The following is a 12,163-nucleotide window of genomic DNA, read 5'->3' as shown; positions in this document are numbered from 1 at the left end:
CAGACGATTTAGCTGTAGTTTCTGCAGCTATTTCATTCACTGGACCGACGTGGAAGGTATTAGCTGTAGTTTTTCCTGTTATTGCAGCTGGCGGCGGTGGAATGGATCGCCGTTGCACGCAATGGCAGCGAGATTAATCACCGCATTGTGCTAACCGGCCATTCAGATATACTAAAAAAACCTACCTTTTAATAGGTATACAAAGGAGAATATAAAAATGAGTTTTCAAAATAAAGTAGTCGTCATTACAGGTGGAAGCAGCGGTATTGGAAAAGCAGCGGCAATTGAACTAGTTAAACGAGGGGCTAACGTAGTCATCAATGGGCGCCGCGAACATGAGCTAGCCGAGGTTGCAAGAGAGATTGATCCCTCGGGTGCAAAGATCGGATATGTTGCGGGTGACATTTCAGATCCCCAAACAGCTGCACGCTTAATCAGCATAACACTTTCCCGATTTGGCCGTATCGACACACTAGTGAATAACGCAGGTATTTTTATAGCGAAGCCATTCGCGGATATCACTGAGGCCGAATTTGAATCTGTCCTATCGATCAATGTGGAAGGATTCTTCCATGTTACTGGGCGTGCGGTGTCCGAGATGTTGAAAGCAGGTTCCGGCCACATCGTTAACATTACGGCAAGCGGAGCAGCCTATTAAAGCCGTGCCATCTGTACTTGCTGCGTTAACCAAAGGAGGCTTGAACGCTGCAACGAAATCACTGGCGATTGAGTATGCGGACAAGATCATTCGCGTGAATGCTGTCGCACCAGGGGTCACGAAGACGCCGATGCATGCTGTTGAGACACATAATTATTTAGCACAGTTGCACCCATTGGGCCGAATGGACGAGGTTCAGGATATTGTAGACGCCATTATGTATCTGGAATCAGCATAATTCGTGACCGGTGAGATTCTACATATTGATGGCGGCCAAAATGCCGGACAGTGGTAAGTAATAAATAATCTGCCGCATTCAGACAAATATTGAACGATATAAGGAGGATGGCATTTATGCTATACGAGCTGCGGATATACGAAGTGACTCCTGGGAAAATGGAAGCGATATTGAATCGGTTTCGGGATGGTACGATTAGCATTTTTGCTAAACATGATATGAAGGTAACGAATTTTTGGGTAGATGCGGACGAATCCAAGGAGCGGTTGAAAAAGGCATCATTTTTCGAGTAAAAAGATGGTTTGTGCGATCCGGGGAAAAGCTTGAAAATAATAGGTCAACCAGGATGTCTGGTTGGCCTTTTTATCGTTGGCTGCCAGGATGACTGTAGGGCCGCGTTAAGCATTTGCTGTCATTTCCTATGTCAAAATTCCAATCTTTGCATCCGTTTAACTGTAAATGGAGACCTCTTAACATTATGCTTGATTTTAAACCGCACTCGGTCTTAATATGAAATAGATAGAATATATTGGTTTTAATCTAGTTTCGAACTGAATCTCATATCAGTTTCACCTGTCAGTATTCCTAGCATACGATGTAGGAAGGTGGTGGTGAAAAGTGATATTAACAGTTGCGGGCTGGATGATTTATACATTATGGGCCATATTTGGATTAATGATCGTTCATTTTCTGATTTCCTTCTTTAAAATGTTTTGGGAGGGAACTTTCAATGTTACATTCGTATTAGGTTACTTAAAAGATGTCCTCTATTATGTATTGCCTTTGAATGTGCTTGTAAATCTAAGTTCGATCGATCCCACAGGTTGGATTCTTGTGATCTTTTATTTTATCTGTGGGGTCGCTGTCATTCTCAAATATTTATTGGATATTAAAAGAATTTTTCCAATAAATAACTAGCGGGCCTTCTTTAAGTTGGTCCCAGGAAAGGAAGTGATGCCATGAGGAGATATCAATGGATTAGGTGGCGGAAATTCATCCTCTGGCTAACAGCCCTCGTTATTATCGGTTTGTTGTTATGGGTAGGAGGGCCGACCTATTGGAATGCCGCGTTAACCATCGCCAGCCTGTTATTCCAGTTGTTATTCGCAGTATTATTCATGATCATTCAGTTCGTAGCGCTCTTCTGGTTTCTTGCGAGGGGACGCACCTACTGGATATTACCTGGCGAGACCGGCGCAACCTGGGACGATTATCGGGGGAATCCCGAAATTGTTGAGAATGCGAAACGGATTGTGACCCTGCTCAAAGGGGTCAAAGAGTTCAAGGAGATGGGTGGGGAGGCAATCCGAGGATTGCTGCTATGCGGGCCTCCCGGCACCGGGAAATCTTACTTGGCTCAGGTAATTGCCAACGAAGCGCAAGTGCCTTTCGCTTACGCTTCAGCTCCCAGCTTTCAGAACATGTTCTTCGGTGTAGGTAACCTGAAAGTAATGGGTATCTTCCGGAAGGCGCGGAAGCTTGCGAGAGTGTACGGAGCCTGCATTATCTTCATTGACGAGATCGATGCGATCGGCATGAGTCGTCAAGGAGGCGCTGGCGCAGGCATGATGGGGATGATGGGCATGGGCGGAGGCTCTGGACTGCTCAATGAGCTTCTTCTGCAGATGGACCCGCCGAATATTGACACGTCCAAAATTGCTAAGATGCTCCGTTCGTTGGGACTGCGCCGTAAAAAGGCGGAGCGTCCAGCGGTACTGACCGTAGCGGCAACGAACCTGCCTGACGTCCTTGATTCTGCTTTGCTCCGGCCCGGTCGTTTCGACCGGCAGTTGTGGGTCGATGTTCCTGACTATGACGGACGGGTAGATATCTTCCAGTATTATTTGAAAAAAGTGAAACGGGACGCAACGCTTACCCCGGAAGCAGCGGGACTCGACTCCATCGGATATAGCCCGGCGCAAATCAAGCATATTGTTAACGAAGCCGTTGTAATCGCGCATCAACGCGGTGCCCAACTGGCTAGTTACGAAGACTTCCGAGCTGCGATGGAGACCTATGAGTGGGGCCTCAAGCAACCGCTTCGCTCGATGAGAGACGATGAGAAGCGGAATGTGGCTTACCATGAAGCAGGCCATGCGGTGGCGCAGTTCCTGCTGAAGCCGCATGAACGCGTGTGGAAGGTGACGATCATTCGCCGGGGCGGCGCGCTTGGACTCGCTGCTACGAAACCGACGCATGAGCGTTATAACCGAAGTGACAGCGAGATTTTGGCGGAAATTCAAGTTTGTCTGGCCGCTCGTGCTGTGGAAGAGGAATTCCTAAACAAGAAATTAAACGGTGTTACCTCGGATCTCCAGCAAGCAACGGAGTTGGCAGGCGCTTATCTGGGCATGGTCGGGATGGGCGACGAACTATTCAGCTGGCTGGCTATTGGCTCTAGGGCTGAGGGACTGAAGGCGCTCCGGCCTAAGATTAATGAACTGCTGAAGGATCAGATGCTGGAAGTGAAGAAGCTCGTTCGGGAGTATGACGGATTCGTTCATACCATCGCAGAGGAGCTGCTGAAGCGCGGTGATCTGACTGGAGATGAGATTGAACAAATCTTCGTGCAGCTGTATGGGCAGAGTCGCCCTGTGCTGCCTGAGGTGAAGCCGCCAGTGTTCAATGCGCCGAGCAAAGAAGCACCGACAAAGCAGCTTGATGTGAATGAGAACGAGGATGAATCCAAGGATTCCGAGTGAAAGTAATGTCCCAGGGGGCTGTTGATGCCGCTGGGGCATTTTTTTGTTTGGTATCGGCTGTGCCCATTGGATGAAATCTGATGAAATCCAATGAGATCGGTTAATCGTACCGATATAGCACCTGAAATTGCAGTTTCATTGGAATTCATCCAACGAAATGTGCAGTTCAGGTGCTCCGTTGGTGTTTTCATTGGAATTCGTCCAATGAGACTTGTGGCGGAGGAGTAATAGAAGGGGTGTTTCTACCTCGAACCCTCTCGAGCACTGTTCTACGTTGCACATTCTGCAACATAGAAGCGGCATAAACAGCACAAACCTTACTCTCATTGCATAAAGTACAATCATTTTACCTAGAGTGACCTCTGGAGTGGTCCTTTCTAAAGAAATTGTTGCACAAAGTGCAGCATAGAATGGACAAGGTGCGCTCAAGCAGCCTTTTTGTTGCACAAAGTGCAACATAGAATGGACAAGGTGCGCGCAAGCAGCCTTTTTGTTGCACAAAGTGCAACATAGGGCAGTCTTGGTGCGTGTAGTTTGTGGGGGGTTGGTGGGGCGCGTGAGTGTGGGACGCAAGTCTGCGAGTTCGTATGTCAGTTTAATCCTCATTGGATGGTATCCAACGTAAAGGCGATTTGTGCTGCTTTTACAAGCGTTTCATTGGATTTCATCGATTTCGTCCAACGAAAATTGTGCGCCGTTGGAGTTTTCATTGGATTTCGTCCGATTTCGTCCGATTTCGTCCAATGAGGCTGCACGGCTCCAATCGCCGCACGATGTTCCCTTATCTGGCGTGGGCATCCTTTGTGCTCGTCGTAACTCAGTTGTGCCTTATCACACCTATATACATTTTAATTCAAGAGAGGTAGCATAAAGAGGAAATCTGCCTATCTGGAAAGGATGTCACGTTATGAATGCTTTCACGAAACGCAAAAGAGAACTGGAGCAATACGCTCCAGAACTAACGCTCGATAGGAACAGCATCGATAGCTATTGGAACAACACGCTCGAAACGGCAGCACGGCAGCCGTTGTCAGTCCGAAGGGAGCAGCAATCCCCGCTTTTTCCTTCTGTACGGATGGACAAGCTGAGTTATCTCGGCCATGACGGCACACCAATTAACGCGTGGTTTCTTGTCCCTGATCAACCGCGCGGGAACCAGAAGCCGTCATGTGTCGTTATGTTCCCAGGGTATGGCGGAGACAGAGGCCTCCCTGAGCGATACGCCGTCTGGCTGCTGCTAGGCTATGCCGTTCTGGCCGTGGACGCCAGAGGGCAGACTGGGGAAACAGGCAATCTCCTTCAGGATGATGCCGGCTCTTCAAGGGGCTGGGTATCACAGAACCTGCTCAACAAGGAACGCAGCTATTATTTGGCGCTTGCGCTGGATGTCGTTAGAGCCGTAGAAGCCGCCAGGCAGCAGCCCGAAATCGATGCTAGCCGGATAGCCGCTGTCGGCGCAAGCCAAGGAGGTGGCATGGCGCTACTTGCCGGGGCGCTCAGCCCTCATATCACGGCAGTCGTTGCCGACATTCCGAATATGTGCCATTTAGATTATGGTATTCTGCATTCCACAGGTTCCCTCACAGAAATCGCCAACTACTTGAAACGCCATCCGGATAAGTTGGGACAGGCTTTAGAATCATTGGCTTATTTTGACATTGTGAACCTTGCTCATCGTATTCAGGCGCCAGTGCTGATGTCGGTCGGTTGGAAGGACACGGTCTGTATGCCAGATACGATATATGCAGCTTATAACCGATTGACTTGTTCAAAGCTTATCTACGATTATCCATTCTCGGGGCATGAAACCAGTGAAGAGCATCTCAGAAAGGTTATTCGGTTTTTGCAAGAAGGCTTTGGTGAGTGAAATAGAATCTGTGCTGGAGGTTGACATTGATGACGGTTAATAGACATTTACGATTAGATGTTCAACAATCATGGTGGGCGATGTCCGGATTGGGAGACGGTGAGACCGAATGGTCAATGGAACAGAAATTTGAGAGGTTGGCGGAAGCCGGTTTTACCGGTATTTTAGGAAGATTGCCTCAAGGGGATGAAGCGGATAAATGGCATCGTTCGCTGCAGGATTACAGCTTTAGTTTTGGGGTGCAAATGGCTCCCTTCCCGCATGCAGGAGAAGATATTACCGCTTTCCTGCAGGCTGCGAAGCAATTTGGAGCTAGGTATGTCAACGCCCAAGTACTTGATCAATATACAGTAGGTACGGAAGCTATTTCGGGGTTGAATGGTCTAATTCAGCAAGCTGAGAAAGTAGACATCCCGTTCTATGTTGAGACGCATCGCGGACGTATTACCCAAGATCTGCTCCGGACAGCAGAATATGTTCAAGCACTTCCAAGGCTGCAGCTAACGAACGATCTTTCACACTATATCGTCGGATCCGCCATCGGTGAAGAAGGGGCTGATTCCGTGACCGAAGGCTTATTCGCCAAGCTGCTGCAGCGCACCTCAAGTATTCATGCGAGGGTATCGAACGGCAATCAAGTTCAGGTGGATATCGGGGAGCGTGGTGAGCATCCGATGGTGAAACATTTTGCTCAGTGGTGGCGCGAAGGGATGAGCCATTGGGCGCAAACAGCTGATGATGGGGACTCTTTCCCATTTGTATGCGAGTTGGGACCGGCTTCCTATGCAATAGTTGGAGAAGCTGGGAAGGAAATCTCCAATCGCTGGGAGCAAGCGCTGGTCCTAAAAAAAATCGCAGAGGAACTTTGGCATGCCGTCCATTCGAATTGAACTACTCATTAAAGCACCTGCGGAAGTGATCTTTGACTTGGCAAGAAGCATTGATATCCATGCGAAGTCTACCGCGCACACAAAGGAAAGACCGATAGCAGGCCGGACAAAGGGACTCATCGAATTGGGGGAGTGCGTGACTTGGGAAGCAATCCATTTTGGGATCAAACAGAAGCTTACCGCGAAAATTACGGAAATGGAGCGCCCCCATTATTTTGTTGATGAACAGGTTCGTGGAGCATTCAAAAATTTCAAACATACCCACGAATTTATTGCTGCCGAAGGCGGAACACGGATGATTGATATCTTTGTATATACATCGCCTTTGGGCGTTCTGGGGAAATTAGCAGATAAATGGTTTCTGGAAGCCTATATGCGTGACTTTTTGATGCAGAGGAATCTGTATATCAAGTCTGCGGCTGAGGAAGCAATGAGACTTAATAAAGGCATCAATGATGCCGTAAGTGAGAAATAAAAGGGAATCCCAAAGGCCGCGATAAGGGGCTGGGGATTCCTTTTTACTTTTTCTTGCAGATGACTTGACAGTTTTATTGAGAAACATTATCATTTGATTTATCGAGTGAAATTGAAAATCATTATCAATTAGTTCAAGCCATCAAGCACATCACGGGGGGTGTCCCATACATATGATTAACGAAAATGAAGTCGGAACGGGCATGGGAACCATGCAAGTTCTTACTGATTATCAACTGGAGCGTTGGATTCGGAGCCATACGCAAGGTATCAGTAAGGGACGACCGGATGAACCGGATTGGAAGCAACTTACGCAGTATGCCGCTTATCACGCGATTAGCGAATGGTACTCACTGCCGCTGAAATCTCGAACGTTTCTGACCTTAACGAGCTTATTTGAGCGTCATTGGACGAATAAATTTCGCAAGTTTGATTCACTTGGATTCTATGTGGATGTTAAGCGAAGCGTGCTTAGGCAACTTTATAAAGCACTCACTGGGGAAAATTCGGTGGAATGCCCGCTTATGCTATTTGAGAGCAGCAATGTGTGGGTGGAAGAACTTAATTTGGGTTTGTCTATGATCATGCAGGTTATGGAGCCGACCAAGGATTCGTTCGTAATCCATAAATATATGATGGAAGAAAACGAGGCAGCGGTGCAGATGTTTTTCCATATGACCGTCGTTTATTGCTATAAAGCATTTGGAAAAATGCCGGAGCGTTTGCAAGTATGGAATATGATGAACGGGAAGCAGTACCGGATTAACCGGGAGGATATGGATGTAAGCAGCTCCATGGACTATTTAAAATTGGTTTCAGAAGTATATAGGCAAAATGATAACTGTCCGTGCTGCTCCGGCAGGTTAGTCATGTGAAAAGTAGGGGGAGCTTCATGGATAGCAATCGATTCTGGCAGTCCAGTAATGACTTACTGCCATTGCGTTTCACAACGTTGACCACTTCAAATGAAGGGGTTCTATATGCTGGAACAGATGGAAAGGGTGTATTTCAATTCACCCCTCTCCGCTCCTGGGAGAATGCTTCCCAAGGGTTACCTGATCATCTGCGAATTAACCGCTTGGACTGGGTAGATTCTCAATTATACGCATCAACGAGTTGTGGTTTATATGTGTTCGAGGACGAGGTTTGGCAACAAACCTCCGTCAGTGATCCCTGCTACCGGGTGATCGGTTGGGGGGATCGTTTTCTCTTGACCTCCAAAGGGCTCCTTTGCGGCAGCGAAGGAGAGTGGCAACCACTTGCCTATCGGGACAAGAAAACGTTCGATATGCTGGTTACCCCGCATTTTCTATTTCTTGGATATGAAGATGGCGTCGCGTTCTATGATTTATTGACAGGGGATTGGTGCGACCTTCCGCTCAATCAAGCGGTGACAAGTATGGCTGTCTTCAACCAAATGTTAATAGGCACAACTTCGCGCGGAGGTTTGGTGATGGGCAATAAAACGGGAGGCTTCCATCAAATACGTTTTGAAGGGATGTATTTGAACCGGTTAGTCTCGCATCAAGGAGAGGTGTACGCATGTGCCAATACAGGGATCTATAAGTTAATAGATTTAAAAGGGCGCATTCTGCTGCATTCCTATAATGTGCAAGCTGAAGTGACCGATTTGCTGATTTGGAGAGATATCATGCTGATCTCCACACTGCAATGCGGTATTAAATATAAAAACGAGCATAAATCGGCATTTCAGACCATTTTATAGGATAGAATCCCCCTCTCAACAGTTCAGTTGGCAGGGGGATTTCTCATGTCTTTTACTTATTCAGGAGCAGTTTGCGATAGGCGCTTGGGGTTAGGCCGGTATGCCTTTTGAACAGCCGGTTGAAATAATCGGCATTTTGGAAGCCTGAAGCGTGCATGACTTCATAGATTTTCAAATGCGATGACACCAGAAGATGGCAGCTATGCGTGATTCTTTGCTTTTGTACGAAACGCATATAGCTGGTACCCAGGTGTCGATGGCATATTCGCAGAATCTGACGCTCGCTCAGCTGGAACTTCTCAGACAACATCGGCAACGCATAATCATCGGGCAGCGCATGGGTAAGGTAATCAAGAAGTTGTTCAACGTTGTGGCTTGAGCTTCTAGTTGGAGGAAGGGTCAATGACTGTGCCATGATGGGGACAAACCGCCATTCGGTGCAGCGGATTAATAATACGAGCAGCTCGGCAACCAAGGCCATGGCATGCGTTAAATAAGCAGCGTCGCGCTTAGCAAGAATGTCCTGCATGCTTTCACTGATCCTGCGGATCGCGCCTAGGTGATCGGATGCCTTAGCCCAACGCTGGGGTGAGTCTCTGTTATCTTCCTTGCCAATCAGCCAGTCTATCAATTGCTTGATGGATAAGTCAGGAAGGCAAGCCTTCAGATGCTCGAGCCATTCCGAGCGAATGATGATATTGCGAACGATCAGCGGAGCAGCACTCTTGGCCGGTGAAGGACGAAAAACATGAGACACACCGATGGGCAGGGCAAAGACATCCCCCTCCTGAACGTGCATAGGCTCACCATCGATATACTGGATGCCTTTGCCATCAAGCACAACGACGATCTCTATAAAATCGTGAACATGCTCAAGCAGCCATTGTGTTTCTTTAACTTCATTCACATAGAGAAAACCATTATCTTCGATGTATTCAGCGGCAAAATAGGACCCGAGCTTTCTTGGCATGACGATTGCGCTCCCTCATTTCTTGGGACGATGTCCGAAATGGTGGTAGGTAGGTCTGTTTTGTAAGTGGTTACAAGATTACTCCAATTATACAATATAGACAGGTTTGAAACTATTGAACTTGTCTAAGAGGTGAGTGACGAAGATGGCGACCTACGAAGCAGCAGCCTATTATTTTCCAAATTATCATCGCGATAAACGAAATGATGCGTGGCACGGTGAAGGATGGACGGAGTGGGAGCTTGTAAAGCGTGCGGAGCCTAAATTCCCTGGGCATCAGCAGCCCAAAGTGCCTTTATGGGGCTATGAGGATGAAGCAGATCCGGCTGTTATGGCTCGCAAAATAGCAGCGGCGGCCGATCATGGCTTAACGGCATTCATTTTTGATTGGTATTGGTATGAGGATGGTCCATTCTTACAGCGCGCATTGGATGAAGGGTTCCTGCATGCTCCGAATAATGACCAACTGAAATTTGCCGTCATGTGGGCGAATCATGATTGGATCGACATTCATCCTGCTCAGCGCAGCAGACCTTTTAACACGCAAGCCGAGGGCCCGATCAGCGAGAAGGGCTTCGCCAAGGCAACGGACCATATGATTCGGAACTACTTTTCACATCCTTCCTATTGGCGTGTAAATGGAGGACTATATGTCTCGTTCTACGAAATTCACAGCTTAATTCGCGGTCTAGGCGGAATCGGGGAAACGGCGCGAATTCTACAAGAGTTCCGTGAGAGAGTACGAGCGGCCGGGCTAGGGGAGCTGCACTTGAATGTAGTCGTCTGGGGTCTGCAAATCCTTCCAACGGAGCAGAAGATAACGAATATCCACCAAGTGCTGGAGCAGCTTGGTCTGGACAGTATTTCTTCGTATGTTTGGATTCATCATCAGCCTCTGGAACAGTTCCCGGAGACCGATTATGCGGCCATTCGAGAGAAGTCGCTGCATGATTACGAGAAGTTCACGGCGGACTATAAGCTGCCTTATTACCCGAATGTAACGATGGGCTGGGATTCCTCACCGCGAACAGTGCAATCCGATACCTTCGAAGATTTGGGGTATCCCCACATGGCCACCCTAACAGGGAATACACCTCAGGAGTTTAAGCTTGCTTTGGAAGGCGTCAAAGAATTTCTCGATGGCGGCATGACGAAGCCCCCCATTTTCACCATCAATGCGTGGAACGAATGGACAGAGGGCAGCTATTTGGAACCGGACACGATCAACGGAATGGCCTATTTGGAAGCGATTCGGGATGTATTCGGCAGCAAGCCGGATGAGGGAGAATGAGCCTCTACGAAAAAAACACTTGAACGCTAAGTGTACTTGTCGTACAGTTTTAATAACCTTAAGTCGGAGCTGGCCCTTCATCTTGGAGGGCTGGCTATTCATATTTCTAGAAGGAAGAAGGGGCTTACAACGAGACTCTACGCATTTATGTTGTTTTATGCAGTTATTTATATGGGGAATGCGGTGTATGGCACATTTTTACCAGTGTACCTGTATAACGTCAAATTTTCTCAGGAGCAAATCGGCATGTTGCTTAGCCTTGGGCCGCTCATTGCCATGTTAGGCCAACCGATCTGGGGAGCGCTTGGCGATCGCGCCAAGACCAAAAATAGCGTGCTAGCTTTGCTTTTGATTGGGAGCGGTATTTCCATTATGTTCTTCCCGCTTTCACATCAGTTCATTTATTTGCTTGTATTAATTTGTGCGTTTATGTTTTTTCAAACGTCTATTTTTGCGCTAAGCGATGCGATTACACTAGAAGAGTTGGATCGGCGTCCCAAATGGAATTTTGGTTGGATCCGCCTTGGAGGCACCATCGGTTTCGCAACGATGTCGCTTGTGTTCGGTTTCGTCGCCAAATCGCACATTAACGCCATGTTCCCTGTCTATGCAGGAACGATGGTTGCGGCTTTGCTGCTGCTATGGTGTTTTCCGCCAGCGGCGAGCCGTCAGGCTAACGTAACCGGCAGGCGGTTTCGGGAGCTTTTCCGTAATGGGAAGCTGATGTTTTATTTGGGCATTAACTTTATTGTACAAGTTACACTCGGTTATTATTATGCCTTTTTCCCCATTTACTTCAAGGAAATGGGTGCCGATAGCTTGCTGCTCGGCTGGTCGATGGTCATTTCTTCGATGAGCGAGCTGCCGTTTCTGCTGTTTTCCGGCTGGATTTTCAAGCGCATTTCGATCTCGATGCTGTTGATCATTGCCGCACTCGGGTCAGCAGTCCGGTGGTTCTTATTTTCCATCATTGACCAACCGCATTGGATTTTACCCGTGCAGATGCTGCATGGTGTGATTTTCATTGTATTGTCTGTCACCCTGGCGACATTCATTAACCGTGAAGTGCCTGCGGAGTGGAAAGCCAGCGGTCAAACGCTGAACGGCTTACTCAGCCTGGGAGCCGCCCGCATCATCGGCAGCTTCTTGGGTGGAATCATGAGTGCCGCTTACGGCATGAGACAAGTTTTCCTGTATAGCTCATGGGTGTCTATGGCTACTGTGGTTGTATTCGGGCTCGTTGTTTGGCTGCGCAGAAAGCAGAATGTGTCGAGTGTATCGTTAACGAAATGAACATAAGGTTAGACGAAGCAAAAGGGCTGCTGAACTAGCAGCTCTTTTGACGTT

The 12,163-nt window shown here is 47.9% G+C and carries 14 protein-coding genes; 12 read left to right on the top strand and 2 right to left on the bottom strand.

The annotated features are described in order from the left end of the window. Positions 1 to 217 precede the first annotated feature (217 nt). From AC58UW_RS00735 to AC58UW_RS00715, 5 genes are all read left to right on the top strand, one after another. A complete protein-coding gene (locus AC58UW_RS00735) occupies positions 218 to 658 on the top strand; it encodes an SDR family NAD(P)-dependent oxidoreductase (RefSeq protein WP_497418809.1) in 441 nt (146 codons plus the stop codon). A gap of 4 nt (positions 659 to 662) precedes the next feature. Then, on the top strand, positions 663 to 896 hold the full coding sequence (locus AC58UW_RS00730; protein WP_497418808.1) for an SDR family oxidoreductase: 234 nt from the start codon (positions 663 to 665) through the stop codon (positions 894 to 896). Between the two features lie 107 nt (positions 897 to 1,003). After that, complete coding sequence (locus AC58UW_RS00725; RefSeq protein ID WP_497418807.1) at positions 1,004 to 1,189, top strand: NIPSNAP family protein; 186 nt, start codon at positions 1,004 to 1,006, stop codon at positions 1,187 to 1,189. A gap of 325 nt (positions 1,190 to 1,514) precedes the next feature. Continuing rightward, entirely contained in the window at positions 1,515 to 1,814 is a 300-nt protein-coding gene (locus AC58UW_RS00720) for a hypothetical protein (protein ID WP_497418806.1), read from the top strand. 41 nt (positions 1,815 to 1,855) lie between these two features. Continuing rightward, positions 1,856 to 3,598, top strand: a complete 1,743-nt coding sequence (locus tag AC58UW_RS00715) for an AAA family ATPase (protein ID WP_497418805.1) — start codon at positions 1,856 to 1,858, stop codon at positions 3,596 to 3,598. 654 nt (positions 3,599 to 4,252) lie between these two features. On the opposite strand, the gene AC58UW_RS00710 is transcribed toward AC58UW_RS00715, so the two are convergent. Beyond that, the gene (locus AC58UW_RS00710) at positions 4,253 to 4,396 is read right to left on the bottom strand and encodes a hypothetical protein (RefSeq protein WP_497418804.1); all 144 of its coding nucleotides are present in this window, start codon (positions 4,394 to 4,396) and stop codon (positions 4,253 to 4,255) included. Between the two features lie 109 nt (positions 4,397 to 4,505). On the opposite strand from AC58UW_RS00710, the gene AC58UW_RS00705 reads away from it, so the two are divergent. From AC58UW_RS00705 to AC58UW_RS00685, 5 genes are all read left to right on the top strand, one after another. Further along, positions 4,506 to 5,465 carry an acetylxylan esterase gene (locus AC58UW_RS00705; protein WP_497418803.1) on the top strand — a complete coding sequence of 320 codons (960 nt, stop codon included), beginning with the start codon at positions 4,506 to 4,508 and terminating at the stop codon, positions 5,463 to 5,465. A 29-nt stretch (positions 5,466 to 5,494) separates the two neighbouring features. Further along, positions 5,495 to 6,355 (top strand): sugar phosphate isomerase/epimerase family protein, encoded by an 861-nt coding sequence (locus tag AC58UW_RS00700; protein ID WP_497418802.1) that lies wholly within the window; start codon positions 5,495 to 5,497, stop codon positions 6,353 to 6,355. Beyond that, positions 6,336 to 6,830, top strand: a complete 495-nt coding sequence (locus AC58UW_RS00695) for an SRPBCC family protein (protein WP_497418801.1) — start codon at positions 6,336 to 6,338, stop codon at positions 6,828 to 6,830. The genes AC58UW_RS00700 and AC58UW_RS00695 overlap by 20 nt, the downstream gene beginning before the upstream one ends. A gap of 172 nt (positions 6,831 to 7,002) precedes the next feature. Then, positions 7,003 to 7,704: a hypothetical protein gene (locus AC58UW_RS00690; RefSeq protein WP_497418800.1), complete on the top strand. Its 702-nt coding sequence runs from the start codon at positions 7,003 to 7,005 to the stop codon at positions 7,702 to 7,704. A gap of 17 nt (positions 7,705 to 7,721) precedes the next feature. Beyond that, complete coding sequence (locus tag AC58UW_RS00685; RefSeq protein ID WP_497418799.1) at positions 7,722 to 8,555, top strand: hypothetical protein; 834 nt, start codon at positions 7,722 to 7,724, stop codon at positions 8,553 to 8,555. 52 nt (positions 8,556 to 8,607) lie between these two features. On the opposite strand, the gene AC58UW_RS00680 is transcribed toward AC58UW_RS00685, so the two are convergent. Further along, on the bottom strand, positions 8,608 to 9,525 hold the full coding sequence (locus AC58UW_RS00680) for a helix-turn-helix domain-containing protein (protein WP_497418798.1): 918 nt from the start codon (positions 9,523 to 9,525) through the stop codon (positions 8,608 to 8,610). Between the two features lie 145 nt (positions 9,526 to 9,670). Here AC58UW_RS00680 and AC58UW_RS00675 point away from each other — a divergent pair, with 145 nt between their 5' ends. Next, positions 9,671 to 10,816 (top strand): glycosyltransferase WbsX family protein, encoded by a 1,146-nt coding sequence (locus AC58UW_RS00675; RefSeq protein ID WP_497418797.1) that lies wholly within the window; start codon positions 9,671 to 9,673, stop codon positions 10,814 to 10,816. Positions 10,817 to 10,885: 69 nt separating this feature from the next. Continuing rightward, positions 10,886 to 12,109: an MFS transporter gene (locus AC58UW_RS00670; protein WP_497419309.1), complete on the top strand. Its 1,224-nt coding sequence runs from the start codon at positions 10,886 to 10,888 to the stop codon at positions 12,107 to 12,109. The last annotated feature ends 54 nt before the right edge of the window (positions 12,110 to 12,163 follow it).

The organism is Paenibacillus sp. J22R160 (assembly GCF_059692135.1).
The sequence above is the reverse complement of the archived record's forward strand: the minus strand, read 5'-3'. Positions and strand labels throughout refer to the sequence as shown.